The following is a 15,173-nucleotide window of genomic DNA, read 5'->3' on the forward strand; positions in this document are numbered from 1 at the left end:
ACACACGCTTGCATGTGAGGGCATTCATAAGATTAATAGTTAGAAAAGTCGCCCTAATTCACGGCACGCCTTGTTTAACAGGCTACGCTGGCTGGACTACGAAGGAAAACAGGCGCACGTTTGTTGACCGGATCACCCGATTCAACGCCAAAAAGAGTTTCCGGCCTGCCTGGCCAACCCCGCCCGATGAATCATGTCGGGCTTTTTATTGCTCGTCTGCCGGACATTTCGCGCCGTTGCAGCGCGAAAATTCCGCGAGTCATGCCAGCGCCTTCAGCGTGGCATCAATGTCCAGCAAAACCGATGATTCACCCTTCTCGCCCCAATAGAGGGCGATCATCTGCTTGTCCGCCTCGACCTTGAAAACGTTGCCCGGCAATTTTTCGAAATGATTCAGCAGCAGTGGATCCTCACAGACTTCCTGCCACTGGTTGACCCAGATCCCCGGGGATTTCTGCCAGTACGTCCAGCACGCCGGCTGTTTGCCACGGCGTGGCCGATGGTATTGCGCACACGGGCTAGGCGGCTCCTGAGACATCCAGTGCGGCCACTCCTGAGGCGCAAGCTGCATGGCCAGCCCGATGCGCCGGGCCTCCGTGCGCAAGGCTATCCGGCCACTCTGTGCACGGGACGGGCGCAACCATGCCAGCGGACTCAACACCACCAGCAGGATTGACACCACCAGCCAGACCGTCATATCTCTACTCCCGAATCCTGATGAGCCCATTGCGTCACTTTGGAACCAATGCGCTTGAAACCAGCCATACTTACCAATATTGATCCCTCACGAGGAGCACCTCATGCCCTACCACCATATCCTGGTCGCCGTAGATCTGACCGAAGAGTGCGACCCTGTGATCCACCGCGCCCGAGAGCTGTCGGTAAGCAATGGCGCGAAGCTGTCGCTGGTGCATATCGTCGAACCGATGGCCATGGCCTTCGGCGGTGACGTGCCGATGGATCTGTCACAACTGCAACAACAGCAGTTCGATCAGGCCAAGGAACGTCTCGAACGTCTGAAGCACAAGTACACCGAGCTCGAAGGCGCCAACTGCCACTTGACCTACGGCCAGCCACGTCAGGAAATCCACCATTTTGCCAAGGAACAGCAGTGCGACCTGATCGTGGTCGGCAGCCATGGCCGGCATGGTCTGGCGTTGTTGCTGGGCTCGACCGCCAATGACGTGCTGCACGGCGCACCGTGCGATGTGCTGGCGGTGCACCTGGTCAAACGCTGACACCAGTCACTTATGAAAAGCTGAAAAGCCCGGCGCCCATAACTGGACACCGGGCTTTTTCATGCCTGGAATCAATCAGGCGTCCAGCTCGGCCCAACGCTCAACCAAGGCATCCAGCTCCGCCTGCAATTGCTCCAGAGAAGCAATCACCTTGGCCGTCTCGGCTGGTGGACGCTGATAGAAACCGGTCTCGGCCATTTCAGCCTCGACAGCAGCAATCTGCTGCTCTTTGGCGTCGATATCGCCCGGCAGGGCTTCCAGCTCGCGTTGAAGCTTGTAGCTCAGCTTCTTCTTCGCAGCCGGGGCCGCAGCAACAGGTGCGGCAACCGGAGCCGGCTCAGCAGTGACCACCGCCGAGTTCAGGTCAGCCTTGCCGGATTTGCTTTCCGTCACGCCCAGCAGACGCGGCGAACCGCCCTGACGGATCCAGTCCTGATAGCCGCCGACGTATTCGCGAACCTTGCCTTCACCTTCGAAGACCAGGGTGCTGGTGACCACGTTGTCGAGGAATGCCCGGTCGTGGCTGACCATCAGCACGGTGCCGTTGAAGGTCAGCAGCACTTCTTCGAGCAGCTCGAGGGTTTCCACGTCGAGGTCGTTGGTCGGTTCGTCGAGCACCAGCAGGTTCGCCGGCTTGCTGAACAACTTGGCCAGCAACAGACGCGCACGCTCGCCACCGGACAACGCCTTCACCGGCGTGCGGGCACGCTGCGGGCTGAACAGGAAGTCGCCGAGATAGCTCAGCACGTGGCGGCTCTGGCCGTCGATATCGATGAAGTCGCGACCTTCGGCGACGTTGTCGATCACGGTCTTTTCCAGATCCAGCTGATGGCGCAACTGATCGAAATAGGCCACATCGATCCTGGTGCCCTCTTCCACTTTGCCGCTGGTCGGTTGCAGACCGCTGAGCATCAGCTTCAGCAGGGTGGTCTTGCCGGTACCGTTGGCGCCGAGCAGGCCGATCCGGTCGCCGCGCTGCAGCACCATGGAGAAATCGCGGATCAGGAACGGACCGCCCGGATGCGCGAAGCTCACGTTATCCAGCACCATCACCTGCTTGCCGGACTTCTCCGCTGTTTCCAGCTGGATGTTGGCCTTGCCGGTGCGCTCGCGACGCTCGCTGCGTTCCACGCGCAATGCTTTCAGGGCACGTACGCGGCCTTCGTTACGGGTGCGGCGGGCCTTGATGCCCTGGCGAATCCAAACTTCTTCCTGGGCCAGACGCTTGTCGAACAGCGCGTTGGCGGTTTCTTCGGCGGCCAGTGCGGCTTCTTTGTGAACGAGGAAACTGGCGTAGTCGCCGTTCCAGTCGATCAGGCCACCGCGATCCAGTTCGAGGATGCGGGTGGCAAGGTTTTGCAGGAAGGAACGGTCGTGCGTGATGAACAGCACGGCGCCCTGAAAATCCTTCAGCGCTTCTTCAAGCCAGGCAATCGCACCGATGTCCAGGTGGTTGGTCGGCTCGTCGAGCAGTAGCAGATCCGGCTCGGACACCAGCGCCTGCGCCAGCAGCACACGACGACGCCAGCCGCCGGACAGTTCGGCGAGGGTCTTGTCGGCCGGCAGTTGCAGGCGGCTCAGGGTGCTGTCGACCAGGGTCTGCAAGCGCCAGCCATCGCGGGCTTCGAGGTCGTGCTGGACGTGCATCAGCTTGTCCAGATCGGCGTCGGTGACGATGTTCTGGCTCAGGTGATGGTATTCGGCGAGCAAGGCGCCAACGCCATCGAGGCCTTCGGCAACCACGTCGAATACAGTCCGCTCGTCGGCCACCGGCAATTCTTGCGGCAATTCACCGATTTTCAGACCGGGGGCACGCCACACCGAGCCGTCATCAGGCTTCTGGTCGCCCTTGACCAGTTTCATCATGCTGGATTTGCCAGTGCCGTTGCGGCCGATGATGCACACCCGCTCACCACGGGCGATCTGCCAGGACACCTTGTCCAACAACGGCATCGCGCCGAATGCAAGGGACACATCGCTGAATTTGAGCAGGGTCATGAGCTTCTCCAAAAACCGGGCGCGCATTCTACCTGAATCGAGACCCGAACAGGCCGGCAATTTCGCCGCTGACGCACTCTGCACAACAATTGTTGCGAACTTGTGCTGCAAGGCCGGCAAAGCTTTCGCCGCCTGCTGGCAAAAGGCTAAGCTACAGACAATTCAGTGCCGGTTTTGGGCCGGCACTTGTCATGATTTCTCTGCCCGGATGTCTCATGCGCAGTCGCCTCTTCAGTGTTTTGTCATGTTTGCTGCTTTCCGCCGCTGCCGTTCAATCCGCCCAGGCGGTGGACCTGTCCACCCAACGCCAGTATTACGATGAAGCCAAGCGCGCCCTGGCCAAAGGCGACAGCGGCCCGTATTTCCGTTACAGCCAGGCCCTCGCCGATTATCCGCTGGAGCCGTACCTCGCCTACGACGAGCTGACCGCCCGGCTGAAAACCGCCAGCAACGCGGAGATCGAGAAATTCCTCGCCGAGCACGGTGACCTGCCCCAGGCCAACTGGATGAAATTGCGCTGGCTGCGCTGGCTGGCCGATCGCGGCGATTGGGCGACGTTCGTCAAGTATTACGACCCGAAACTGAATTTCACTGAACTTGACTGCCTCAACGCGCAGTACCAGATCAGCCACAACAAGAAGGCCGAGGGCTTCGCCAACGCCGAGAAACTCTGGCTGACCGGCAAATCCCAGCCTGCCGCCTGTGATGCGCTGTTCGGCATGTGGGCCGCCGAAGGTCAGTTGACCGAACAGAAACGCTGGGAACGCGCCAAACTCGCCGCCCAGCACCGCAACTACCCACTGGCCAACAGCCTGGTCAATGGCCTGACCACCCTCGCCCCGCGCGGCCGCCTGCTGGTGGACGTGGCGCAGAAACCGGAATTGCTCAACCAGCCGTCGCGCTTCACGCCGGCCGATGAACCGATGTCGGACGTGGTCAGCCTCGGCCTGCGCCGCCTCGCGCGCCAGGACCCGGACAAGGCCATGGCCCTGCTCGACGGTTATGCCAGCAGCATGCATTTCTCCCGGGATGAAAAAGTCGCGATCGCCCGGGAAATCGGCCTGACGCTGGCCCGCCGCTTCGACAGCCGCGCGCTGGACGTGATGACCAAATACGATCCGGAACTGCGCGACAACACTGTATCCGAATGGCGCCTGCGTCTGTTGTTGCGTCTGGCGCGCTGGGATGACGCCTACCAACTGACCCGCCGTTTGCCACAGGACCTGGCCACCACCAACCGCTGGCGCTACTGGCAGGCCCGCAGTCTGGAACTGGCGCAACCGCAGAACCCGGAAGCACAGACGCTGTACAAGAACCTGTCGCGGGAACGGGATTTCTACGGTTTCCTCGCCGCTGACCGCTCGCAATCGCCGTACTCACTGAACAACAAGCCGCTGGTGCTCAGTCAGGCGCTGATCAACAAAGTGCGCAACACCCCTGGCGTACGGCGTGCACTGGAGTTCCACGCCCGTGGGCAGATCGTCGACGGTCGCCGCGAGTGGTATCACGTCAGCCGGCATTTCAGCCGCGACGAAATGGTCGCCCAGGCGAAACTGGCCTACGACTTGAAATGGTATTTCCCGGCGATCCGCACCATCAGCCAGGCGCAGTACTGGGACGATCTGGACATCCGTTTCCCGATGGCCCACCGCGACACCCTGGTGCGCGAAGCCAAGGTACGCGGCCTGCATTCGAGCTGGGTGTTCGCCATCACCCGTCAGGAAAGTGCGTTCATGGACGACGCCCGCTCCAGCGTCGGCGCCAGCGGCCTGATGCAACTGATGCCCGGCACCGCCAAGGAAACCGCGCGCAAGTTCAGCATTCCGCTGGCCTCGCCGCAGCAAGTGTTGGATCCGGATAAAAACATCCAGCTCGGCGCCGCCTATCTGAGCCAGGTGCACAGCCAGTTCAACGGCAACCGCGTACTCGCCTCCGCCGCCTATAACGCCGGCCCCGGCCGCGTGCGCCAATGGCTGCGCGGCGCCGACCACCTGAGCTTCGACGTGTGGGTGGAAAGCATCCCGTTCGACGAAACCCGCCAGTACGTACAGAACGTGTTGTCCTATTCGGTGATCTACGGCCAGAAACTCAACTCGCCACAGCCGCTGGTGGACTGGCATGAGCGGTATTTCGACGATCAGTGATCGGGGCGCGTATCGCCGATAGATCGACGTAAACAAAAATGCCCGCATCGAGAGATGCGGGCATTTTTTATGGCGTTCTACTGGGTCGGTTACTTAGTCGGTTACAGGGTCGGTCGAAGCTTGATGACCATCACTGAACTGCAACGCCGCCAACCGCGCATACAGCGGATTGCTCGCGATCAACTCCTGATGTGTGCCGATCGCCACCAGTTTGCCCTGATCCATCACCGCGATCCGGTCGGCGTTTTTCACCGTGGCCAACCGGTGGGCGATGACCAGTGTGGTGCGGTTTTGCATCAGGCTCGGCAGCGCTTGCTGGATCAGGTGTTCGCTCTGGGCATCGAGGGCGCTGGTGGCTTCGTCGAGCAGCAGGATCGGCGCGTCGACCAGCAGCGCCCGGGCGATTGCCAGGCGCTGGCGTTGTCCGCCTGACAGACCGAGGCCACCGTCGCCCAGATGGGTCTGGTAGCCGTCGGGCATCTGTTCGATGAAGTCGTGGGCGTGGGCGATTCTGGCCGCCTCCCGCACCTGCTCCAGCGTGGCGGTCGGGCAGCCGTAGCGAATGTTTTCTTCGACGCTGCCGAAGAACAGCGCCGGGGTTTGCGAGACCAGCGCGAAGCAGCGGCGCAAATCCAACGGGTCTAGGCTCGTCAGCGGCACGCCATCGATCAGGATCCGCCCTCCCCGGGGATCGTAGAAACGCAGCAGCAAGTCATACACCGTGGACTTGCCCGCGCCGGACGGTCCTACAAGCGCGAGGGTTTCTCCGGCGTTGATCGTCAGACTCAAGCCATCGACGGCAAGACTTTCGGGACGCGAAGGGTAGGAAAAACGCACATCCTGTAATTCCAGCTCGCCTTTGACCCGCCCCGGCAACGTCACCAACCCTGTGGTCGGTGGCTGAATAATGTTCTCCGAACGCAGCAGTTCCGCAATTCGCTCCGCGGCGCCGGCCGCTCGCTGCAACTCGCCAATCACTTCGCTCAACGTGCCAAACGCACTGCCAACAATCAGGCTGTAAAACACGAACGCCGCCAGTCCACCCGCCGAAATCCGTCCCGCGATCACGTCCATGCCGCCGACCCACAACATCACCGCGACGGCGCCGAGCACCAGCACGATTACCAGCGTGATCAGCCAGGCCCGCTGGAAAATCCGTTTGCGCGCGGTCTCGAACGCTTGCTCGACAGTGCTGGCGAAACGCTGTTCGTCCTGCACCTGATGGTTGTAGGCCTGTACGGTCTTGATCTGGCCGAGGGTTTCCGAGACGTAGCTGCCAATGTCAGCGATCCGGTCCTGACTCAGCCGGGAGAGGTTGCGCACGCGACGGCCGAAAATCAGGATCGGCGCAATCACCAGCGGCAGTGCGATCACCACGATGCTGGTGAGTTTGGGGTTGGTGATGAACAGCAGCACCACACCGCCAATGACCATCAGCAGATTACGCAGGAACAGCGACAGCGACGAGCCGATCACCGATTGCAGCAATGTGGTGTCAGCGGTCAATCGTGACTGGATTTCCGAGCTGCGATTGTCTTCGTAGAATCCGGGGTGCAGGTACACCAGATGGTTGAACACCTGCCGGCGAATGTCTGCCACCACGCGCTCACCGATCCACGACACCAGATAAAACCGCGCAAAGGTGCCGACCGCCAGGCCGAACACCAACAGCATGAACAGGCCGATGGATTGGTTGAGCAAGTGCGGCGACTGGGTCATGAAGCCTTGATCGACCAGCAACTTGATGCCCTGCCCCATCGACAGGGTGATGCCGGCCGTGACGATCAGTGCCAGCAGCGCGCCAAAGGCCGGCCAGCGATAAGGGGCAAGGAAAGAACTGGTCAGGCGCAAGGCCCGGCGGTGGCGCGAGGAAAGCATCGGGATCATTCAGGTTCACGTCGTGTGCTGATGGATAGGGCCAGCCTACAGAGTCAAATGGGGTGGAACTCTGCAAATCACAATGAGTCAGGTTAATTATGACCGGCAAGACTACCCCCTAGACGCTATTGGTCTAAGGTCCGGGTTGAGACAGACGGTCATTTCTGTTTGAGTGGAGATGCCGTTCCGGACCGACCGCAGGGAGTTGTAACAGCCTGGTCACCTGACGGTTTTAATCTAGGCACACAACCTGATGAGGAGACAGGCCATGTCCTTGCAACACAGCAGCGATGACAAAATTGAAGTGATCCGCACCAAGCCCGGCCAACCTCTGGGTTGCTCGATCATCGATAAGGATGGGCGCGAAGTGCCAATCACTGAAGACATGATCCAGGACGCCTGCCGCGAACTGGAGAAGCGATTGGTCAAGCCTGCCGAACAAAAGTGATATCGCCACCGTCTTCCTGACCCGGCCCCTGCAGGCCGGGTTTTTTCTGCCCGCTGTTTATACCGCCACAGCCCCCAGCGCGGTCACGATCTGGCGCAAGACGGGCGAATCCCCCTCGATCCGCACCTTCAAGCCTTCGATTTCGCGTCGCGACGGATACTGTTTGCGCAGCAGATCAAACGCGGCACGTTGCTCACCGACACTGCCCAGCAGCGTGCGACGGAAATCCGCATCGTCCCGGCGCGGGTCGTACACACCGCGGCACAACATCGCCAGCGCCCAGGCCGGATCGCTGTCGGCATGCAGGGAAACTTCCGACAACCACGGTGCCGGCAGCAAATCACCGAGCTGAATGGTGGCGGGCTCACCGATAAAGTCGCAGTAAGCCTGATAGATCTGCGCCGTGCCGCGCTGCTTGCCGTCGAGGCTGTAACCGGCGATGTGCGGCGTCGCCAACACACAGAGCTCGGCCAGAGAAACATCGACTTGCGGTTCGGCCTCCCAGACATCGAGCACCGCTTGCAAGTCTTCTCGCTCCAGCAGCACCTCGCGCAACGCGGTGTTATCCACTACCGGACCGCGCGCCGCGTTGATCAGCCAGGCGCCGGGCTTGAGCTGCTGCAAACGCTGCTCGTCGAACAAATGCCAGGTCGCGCCGTCGCCGCTGCGGGTCAGCGGGGTATGCAGGCTGATCACATCGCACTGCGCGATGATCTGCCCCAGGCTGACATAGTCGCCGCCCTCGGTCGCCTGACGTGGCGGGTCGCAGACCTTCACGTTCCAACCCAGACCTTTCAACACCTTGATCAGGCGACCGCCGACTTCACCGGCACCGATCACACCGTAAGTACGTTCACGCAAATCGACGCCTTCGATTTCGGCCAGGGTCATCAGGCTGCCGAGCACATAATCGACCACGCCCCGGGCATTGCAGCCGGGCGCGCTGGACCAGGTGATGCCAGCCTCGTTGAAGTAATCGAGATCCAGATGATCGGTGCCGATGGTGCAGGTGCCGACAAAACGCACCTTGCTGCCTTCGAGCAGTGCGCGGTTGACGTTGGTCACCGAGCGCACCAGCAGCACGTCGGCCTGTTCGACCGTGGCCCGGTCGATGGAACGGCCCGAAACCCGACGGATCTCGCCGAAACCGGCAAAAAAGGCATCGAGCAGCGGGATATTTTCGTCGGCAACAATCAGCATGGCGGGGCTCCTTGGGCGGATCGGCAGTGTAGGCGCTGGGACTGCGATGAGCCAGCAGGCTGTGATTTCTTGATGGGGCGCCGCGATTACAAATACGCAACAGAGGATTTTTCCTGACCGTTACGTCAGCGGCGTAGAATGCCCGACCTTGCGCATCAACCCCTGTGGACGCTTTGCCTGTGAATTCCGTGACTGACCGCCCCGCTGCCGTTTCCCTCAACCGCCCTGCCCGGGTTCGCCTGGAGCTGAAGAATCTGCTCGGCCTGGCCCTGCCGATCATGATCGCGCAACTGGCGACCACCGCCATGGGCTTCGTCGATGCGGTGATGGCCGGGCGCGTCGGGCCCAAGGATCTGGCGGCCGTGGCGCTGGGCAACTCGATCTGGGTGCCGGTGTTCCTGCTGATGACCGGCACCCTGCTGGCCACCACGCCGAAAGTCGCCCAGCGCTTCGGCGCCGGCACCCACAGCGAAATCGGCCCGATCGTGCGGCAAGCCTTGTGGCTGGCGCTGGTGGTGGGCCTGATGGCAACCACCCTGCTGTTCAGCGCCGAGCCGATCCTGCATCTGATGAAAGTCGATCCGGAGCTGATCGGCCCCTGCATGCAATACCTGCACGGTATCGCCAGCGGCCTGCCAGCGGTGGCCTTCTATCACGTGCTGCGCTGCACCAGTGATGGCCTCGGCCGCACGCGGCCGGCGATGGTGCTGGGCCTGTGTGGACTGGCGCTGAACATTCCGCTCAACTACGTGTTCATTTATGGCCACTTCGGCGTGCCGGCCATGGGCGGCGTCGGTTGCGGCTGGGCCACGGCCATCGTGATGTGGGTGATGGCGCTGGGCCTGGCCGGTTATGAGCGCTGGGCGCCGGCCTACAAGTCGAGCGAACTGTTCAGCCGTTTCGACTGGCCGCAATGGGCGGTGATCAAGCGTTTGCTGGCCATCGGTCTGCCGATCGGCGTCGCGGTGTTTGCCGAGTCGAGCATCTTCGCGGTGATCGCGCTGCTGATCGGCAGCCTCGGCGCCACCGTGGTGGCTGGGCACCAGATCGCGCTGAACGTCAGCTCGCTGGTGTTCATGATTCCGTACTCGCTGGGCATGGCAGTGACCGTGCGGGTCGGCCAGGCCTTGGGCCGTGAAGAACCCCGTGAAGCGCGTTTCGCCGCGGGCGTCGGCATGGGCACTGCGCTGGCTTATGCTTGCCTGTCGGCGAGCATGATGCTGCTGATGCGTGAACACATTGCGGCGATCTACACCTCCGATCCGATGGTGATTCACATCGCGGCGATGCTGATCGTGTACTCGGCGCTGTTCCAGTTCTCCGACGCGATCCAGGTCACCGCCGCCGGCGCCCTGCGCGGTTATCAGGACACTCGCGTGACGATGATCCTGACCCTGTTCGCCTATTGGGGCATCGGTCTGCCGGTGGGTTACGCCCTCGGCCTGACCGACTGGCTCGGCGAGCCACGTGGCCCGAGCGGCTTGTGGGAAGGGTTGATCGTCGGCCTCAGCTGCGCGGCGCTGATGCTGTCGATCCGCCTGACGCGCAGCGCACGCAAACGCATTCGCATCAGCCGTTCGATGGGCTGACCGGCCATAAAAAAAGACCTGCATTTGCAGGTCTTTTTTTGCCTTGCGATCAACCGGACTTCTTGCGGATCCAGTACAGATAGGTCCCGGCCTCTTCGTGCTGCCCCACCAGTTCATGGTCGAGAAACACGCAGAACTTGGGGATGTCGCGGCGGGTCGACGGGTCGGTGGCGATCACCTTGAGCAGGCCACCGGGCACCAGGTCGCGGATGTGCTGGTGCAGCATCATCACCGGCTCCGGGCAGTTGAGGCCCGTGGCGTCGAGGGTGCCGTCGACCGGCGTATCGATCATTTCACTCATGATTCACTCCTGAAACTGGCCGGCATTGTCGCCCAATGCCGGGTGTTCGGTCACCTGTCGCGCGCTCAGCGGGCTTTGGCTTTCTTCACGTCATGGCGGCGCAGATGGCAGGTCACTTCCTCGCGGTCGTGGTACAGCTGCTTGCAACCGATGTCGACCTTGATCCCACGGGCCTTGAAACCGTCGGCGATGCGTTCGAGCAGGCGCTTCACTTCGGCGTAACGCTGCTTCATCGGCAACTTCAGGTTGACCACCGCTTCCCGGCAATGCCCCTCGCCGATCCACTCTTCGAGCATCGCGGCATTGCGCGCCGGCTTCTCGACGATGTCGCAGACCATCCAGTCCACCGGCTGCTTCGGTTTGAAAGTGAAGCCGTCAGCCATCAAATGCTGCACCAGACCGGTGTCCATCAGGCTTTCGGCCATCGGGCCGTTGTCGATGGCGGTCACCAGCATGCCGCGATTGACCAGTTGCCAGGTCCAGCCGCCCGGCGCAGCGCCGAGGTCGACGCCGGTCATGTCGCTGTGCAGGCGATCTTCCCACTGATCGCGGGGGATGAAGTGGTGCCAGGCCTCTTCCAGTTTCAGGGTCGAACGGCTCGGCGCCTCACGCGGGAACTTCAGACGCGGAATGCCCATCGGCCACATCGCCGAGTTACCGGCATCGGCCAGACCGAGAAACACCTCACGGCCGCTCTTGAAGGTCAGCAGCAGGCGCGGCTTGCTGGCGTCCTCCACCAGTTTGCCGGCGCCGGTCAGGGCCTTGCGCAGCGGGCCTTCGAACTTCTTGCAGAAGTTCGACAGTTCCTTGCCGTCGTTGGTGTCGACGACTTCCAGCCACAGGCTGCCACAGACCGGGAATTGGGCCATGTGCGCAAGGATCACGCTGATGCGGTCGTTTTCCGGCAGATCGATGAAAAAACCGCGCGCCCATTGGCGCGGGAAGATCAGCTCGGCGAAACGCTGACCGCGCATCAGACGCTCGGCGCCATCCTCTTCGGTGCAGACGAACTCGGCGCAAGCGGTAGCCGGTTTGGCCTTGGCGTAGCCGGCCACGTTGAGTTGGGCGGCGAGGTCGGAAATCTCCGAGCAGACTTCACCTTCGAAACCTGGCCGGCAATGCATGAATAGGGTGTTCATTCTTACTCCTGGGCAGAGGGCGATCATTCATCCCCTGCGCGATGCCCAGACCTGCGTTGAAGCAAAGCCTGTCACGAAAACCGGCGCATGATAGCCCATGTCGGAACCTTGGACTTGCCCATAGAGTCCAGTTATTAGCCAGCTACTGAAAACAGGGCTACGTTGATAGCTCTGCCCGTCCCCTCAGTCCGTAGCCGTGCGGACTCAAAGGAGTGATCGTAATGCCGTCCCTTGATAGCCTGAACACCCTTAAAACCCTGAAGATAGACGACAAGACTTACCACTATTTCAGCCTGCCGGATGCCGCCAAGAACTTGGGCGATCTCGACAGGTTGCCGATGTCGCTGAAAGTCCTGCTGGAAAACCTGCTGCGCTGGGAAGATGAAAAAACCGTCACCGGCGCCGACCTCAAGGCCATTGCCGCGTGGCTCAAGGAGCGCCGCTCCGACCGGGAAATCCAGTACCGCCCTGCCCGCGTGCTGATGCAGGACTTCACCGGCGTACCCGCCGTGGTCGATCTGGCCGCCATGCGCGCCGCCATGGCCAAGGCCGGTGGTGATCCGCAGCGAATCAACCCGTTGTCGCCGGTGGATCTGGTGATCGACCACTCGGTGATGGTCGATAAATTCGGCAGTGCCAGCGCCTTCGAACAGAACGTCGACATCGAAATGCAGCGCAATGGTGAACGCTACGCCTTCCTGCGCTGGGGCCAGAGCGCCTTCGATAACTTCAGCGTGGTGCCGCCGGGCACCGGGATCTGCCACCAGGTCAACCTCGAATACCTCGGCCGCACGGTGTGGACCAAGGACGAAGACGGCCGCACCTATGCCTTCCCCGACACCCTGGTCGGCACCGACTCCCACACCACCATGATCAACGGCCTCGGCGTACTGGGCTGGGGCGTGGGCGGGATCGAGGCGGAAGCGGCGATGCTCGGGCAACCGGTGTCGATGCTGATTCCCGAAGTCATCGGTTTCAAACTTACCGGCAAACTAAAGGAAGGCATCACCGCCACCGACCTGGTGCTGACCGTCACCCAGATGCTGCGCAAGAAAGGCGTGGTCGGCAAATTCGTCGAGTTCTATGGCGACGGTCTCGCCGACCTGCCGCTGGCCGACCGCGCAACCATCGCCAACATGGCCCCGGAATATGGCGCGACCTGCGGCTTCTTCCCGGTGGATGACGTGACCCTCGACTACCTGCGCCTGTCCGGCCGTCCGCCTGAAGTGGTGAAACTGGTCGAGGCCTACACCAAGGCACAGGGTCTGTGGCGCCTGCCCGGTCAGGAACCGGTGTTCACCGACAGCCTGGCGCTGGACATGGGCAGCGTCGAAGCCAGCCTCGCCGGGCCGAAACGCCCGCAGGACCGAGTCTCGCTGCCGAATGTCGGTCAGGCGTTCAGCGACTTCCTCGAATTGCAGTTCAAACCCACCAGCAAGGAAGAAGGACGCCTGGAGAGCGAGGGCGGCGGTGGCGCGGCGGTGGGCAGTGCCGATCTGGTCGGCGAAACGGATTATGAGCACGACGGCCACACCTATCGCCTGAAAAACGGCGCGGTGGTGATTGCCGCGATCACCTCCTGCACCAACACCTCCAACCCCAGCGTAATGATGGCTGCCGGCCTGCTGGCGAAAAAAGCCGTGGAAAAGGGCCTGACCCGCAAGCCGTGGGTGAAGAGTTCGCTGGCTCCGGGTTCGAAAGTCGTCACCGATTACTACAAGGCCGCCGGATTGACGCAGTACCTCGACCAGCTCGGTTTTTCGCTGGTCGGTTACGGCTGCACCACTTGCATCGGCAACTCCGGGCCGCTGCCGGAGCCGATCGAAAAAGCCATCCAGAAAGCCGACCTGACCGTGGCTTCGGTGCTGTCCGGCAACCGCAACTTTGAAGGCCGGGTGCATCCGCTGGTGAAAACCAACTGGCTGGCGTCACCGCCACTGGTGGTCGCCTACGCCCTGGCCGGCACTGTGCGCACCGATATCAGCAGCGAACCGCTGGGCAATGACCAGCAGGGCAATCCGGTTTACCTGCGTGACATCTGGCCGAGCAGCAAGGAGATCGCTGACGCGGTGAATCAGGTCAACACGGCGATGTTCCACAAGGAATACGCCGAAGTGTTTGCCGGTGACGAACAGTGGCAAGCCATCGAAGTCCCGCAAGCCGCGACCTACGTCTGGCAGGCGGATTCGACCTACATCCAGCATCCGCCGTTCTTCGATGACATTGCCGGGCCATTGCCGGTGATCGCCGATGTGAAAGGTGCGCGAGTGCTGGCGCTATTGGGCGATTCGGTGACCACCGACCACATCTCCCCCGCCGGCAACATCAAGGTCGACAGCCCGGCCGGACGTTACCTGCGCGAGCAAGGCGTCGAGCCACGGGACTTCAACTCCTACGGCTCGCGCCGGGGCAACCACGAAGTGATGATGCGCGGCACGTTTGCCAATATCCGTATCCGCAACGAAATGCTCGGCGGCGAAGAAGGTGGCAACACGATCTACATTCCGACCGGCGAGAAACTGGCGATCTACGACGCGGCCATGCGTTATCAGGGCTCAAGCACGCCGCTGGTGGTGATTGCCGGGCAAGAATACGGCACCGGTTCCAGCCGCGACTGGGCGGCCAAGGGCACCAATCTGCTGGGCGTGAAAGCGGTGATCGCCGAAAGCTTCGAGCGCATCCACCGCTCCAACCTGGTGGGCATGGGCGTGCTGCCGTTGCAGTTCAAACTGGATCAGAACCGCAAGAGCCTGAACCTCACCGGCAAGGAAACCCTGGATATCCAGGGCCTGAGCGGTGTCGAGCTGACGCCACGGATGAACCTGACCCTGGTCATCACCCGTGAAGACGGACGGCAGGAGAAAATCGAAGTGCTGTGCCGAATCGACACCTTGAACGAGGTGGAGTACTTCAAGTCCGGCGGGATTCTGCATTACGTGTTGCGCCAGTTGATCGCCTCGTAAGACCTGCAGATGCAGAAACACCGCCAGATCGGCGGTGTTTCTGTTTGAGCACGGCACTTTTCTGCAGACGAAAAAAAACCCGCCGAAGCGGGTTTTTCCCAAGACCATTATCGACTCCCTGTCGGCAGCGATCCTTGCTAATGGTCGATCATCCGTGATCCTGAAACACTCCCTGTGCTTCAGTTGATGAGGCTAGATTACGCTGTGGATCCAATCGGCAATAGTCGAAAAAGCTACCAGCGCGTGTAAGACATTCGCCATAGCGCGCCTTCCGA

11 protein-coding genes are annotated in these 15,173 nt (G+C 61.6%); 5 read left to right on the top strand and 6 right to left on the bottom strand.

Annotated features, from left to right (window positions below; all coding sequences use genetic code 11):
• Positions 1-259 precede the first annotated feature (259 nt).
• Positions 260-697: a hypothetical protein gene (locus ACEN93_RS07490; RefSeq protein WP_495611261.1), complete on the bottom strand. Its 438-nt coding sequence runs from the start codon at positions 695-697 to the stop codon at positions 260-262.
• Between the two features lie 103 nt (positions 698-800).
• Between ACEN93_RS07490 and ACEN93_RS07495 the strand changes: the two genes are divergently transcribed.
• Complete coding sequence (locus tag ACEN93_RS07495) at positions 801-1,238, top strand: universal stress protein (protein WP_011335197.1); 438 nt, start codon at positions 801-803, stop codon at positions 1,236-1,238.
• 75 nt (positions 1,239-1,313) lie between these two features.
• Here ACEN93_RS07495 and ACEN93_RS07500 read toward each other — a convergent pair whose 3' ends face one another.
• On the bottom strand, positions 1,314-3,236 hold the full coding sequence (locus ACEN93_RS07500) for an ATP-binding cassette domain-containing protein (RefSeq protein ID WP_039772801.1): 1,923 nt from the start codon (positions 3,234-3,236) through the stop codon (positions 1,314-1,316).
• Between the two features lie 215 nt (positions 3,237-3,451).
• On the opposite strand from ACEN93_RS07500, the gene ACEN93_RS07505 reads away from it, so the two are divergent.
• Positions 3,452-5,380, top strand: coding sequence for a transglycosylase SLT domain-containing protein (locus tag ACEN93_RS07505; protein ID WP_490840733.1), 1,929 nt, complete (start codon positions 3,452-3,454; stop codon positions 5,378-5,380).
• A 93-nt stretch (positions 5,381-5,473) separates the two neighbouring features.
• Here ACEN93_RS07505 and ACEN93_RS07510 read toward each other — a convergent pair whose 3' ends face one another.
• Positions 5,474-7,267 carry an ABC transporter transmembrane domain-containing protein gene (locus ACEN93_RS07510; RefSeq protein WP_495611262.1) on the bottom strand — a complete coding sequence of 598 codons (1,794 nt, stop codon included), beginning with the start codon at positions 7,265-7,267 and terminating at the stop codon, positions 5,474-5,476.
• 259 nt (positions 7,268-7,526) lie between these two features.
• Here ACEN93_RS07510 and ACEN93_RS07515 point away from each other — a divergent pair, with 259 nt between their 5' ends.
• A complete protein-coding gene (locus ACEN93_RS07515) occupies positions 7,527-7,706 on the top strand; it encodes a PA1571 family protein (protein ID WP_064598133.1) in 180 nt (59 codons plus the stop codon).
• 57 nt (positions 7,707-7,763) lie between these two features.
• Here the strand turns inward: ACEN93_RS07515 and pdxB are convergent, their stop codons facing one another.
• Positions 7,764-8,906 (bottom strand): 4-phosphoerythronate dehydrogenase PdxB, encoded by a 1,143-nt coding sequence (gene pdxB / locus ACEN93_RS07520; RefSeq protein ID WP_495611263.1) that lies wholly within the window; start codon positions 8,904-8,906, stop codon positions 7,764-7,766.
• Positions 8,907-9,085: 179 nt separating this feature from the next.
• On the opposite strand from pdxB, the gene ACEN93_RS07525 reads away from it, so the two are divergent.
• Positions 9,086-10,495 (top strand): MATE family efflux transporter, encoded by a 1,410-nt coding sequence (locus ACEN93_RS07525; RefSeq protein WP_074689261.1) that lies wholly within the window; start codon positions 9,086-9,088, stop codon positions 10,493-10,495.
• A gap of 49 nt (positions 10,496-10,544) precedes the next feature.
• On the opposite strand, the gene tusA is transcribed toward ACEN93_RS07525, so the two are convergent.
• Complete coding sequence (tusA, locus tag ACEN93_RS07530; protein ID WP_007953079.1) at positions 10,545-10,796, bottom strand: sulfurtransferase TusA; 252 nt, start codon at positions 10,794-10,796, stop codon at positions 10,545-10,547.
• Between the two features lie 65 nt (positions 10,797-10,861).
• Positions 10,862-11,935, bottom strand: coding sequence for a 23S rRNA (cytidine(2498)-2'-O)-methyltransferase RlmM (rlmM, locus tag ACEN93_RS07535; RefSeq protein WP_495611264.1), 1,074 nt, complete (start codon positions 11,933-11,935; stop codon positions 10,862-10,864).
• Between the two features lie 221 nt (positions 11,936-12,156).
• Between rlmM and acnA the strand changes: the two genes are divergently transcribed.
• Positions 12,157-14,898, top strand: coding sequence for an aconitate hydratase AcnA (acnA, locus tag ACEN93_RS07540; RefSeq protein ID WP_074689265.1), 2,742 nt, complete (start codon positions 12,157-12,159; stop codon positions 14,896-14,898).
• Positions 14,899-15,173: the final 275 nt, after the last annotated feature.

The organism is Pseudomonas sp. Pseusp21, from assembly GCF_059492145.1.

Excerpts from the sequence above, each read along its gene's own strand:
- pdxB (WP_495611263.1), bottom strand. The coding sequence starts at position 8,906 with ATGCTGATTGTTGCCGACGAAAATATCCCGCTGCTCGATGCCTTTTTT.
- ACEN93_RS07495 (WP_011335197.1), top strand. The coding sequence starts at position 801 with ATGCCCTACCACCATATCCTGGTCGCCGTAGATCTGACCGAAGAGTGC.
- ACEN93_RS07490 (WP_495611261.1), bottom strand. The coding sequence starts at position 697 with ATGACGGTCTGGCTGGTGGTGTCAATCCTGCTGGTGGTGTTGAGTCCG.
- tusA (WP_007953079.1), bottom strand. The coding sequence starts at position 10,796 with ATGAGTGAAATGATCGATACGCCGGTCGACGGCACCCTCGACGCCACG.
- acnA (WP_074689265.1), top strand. The coding sequence starts at position 12,157 with ATGCCGTCCCTTGATAGCCTGAACACCCTTAAAACCCTGAAGATAGAC.
- ACEN93_RS07515 (WP_064598133.1), top strand. The coding sequence starts at position 7,527 with ATGTCCTTGCAACACAGCAGCGATGACAAAATTGAAGTGATCCGCACC.
- ACEN93_RS07500 (WP_039772801.1), bottom strand. The coding sequence starts at position 3,236 with ATGACCCTGCTCAAATTCAGCGATGTGTCCCTTGCATTCGGCGCGATG.
- ACEN93_RS07505 (WP_490840733.1), top strand. The coding sequence starts at position 3,452 with ATGCGCAGTCGCCTCTTCAGTGTTTTGTCATGTTTGCTGCTTTCCGCC.
- rlmM (WP_495611264.1), bottom strand. The coding sequence starts at position 11,935 with ATGAACACCCTATTCATGCATTGCCGGCCAGGTTTCGAAGGTGAAGTC.
- ACEN93_RS07510 (WP_495611262.1), bottom strand. The coding sequence starts at position 7,267 with ATGATCCCGATGCTTTCCTCGCGCCACCGCCGGGCCTTGCGCCTGACC.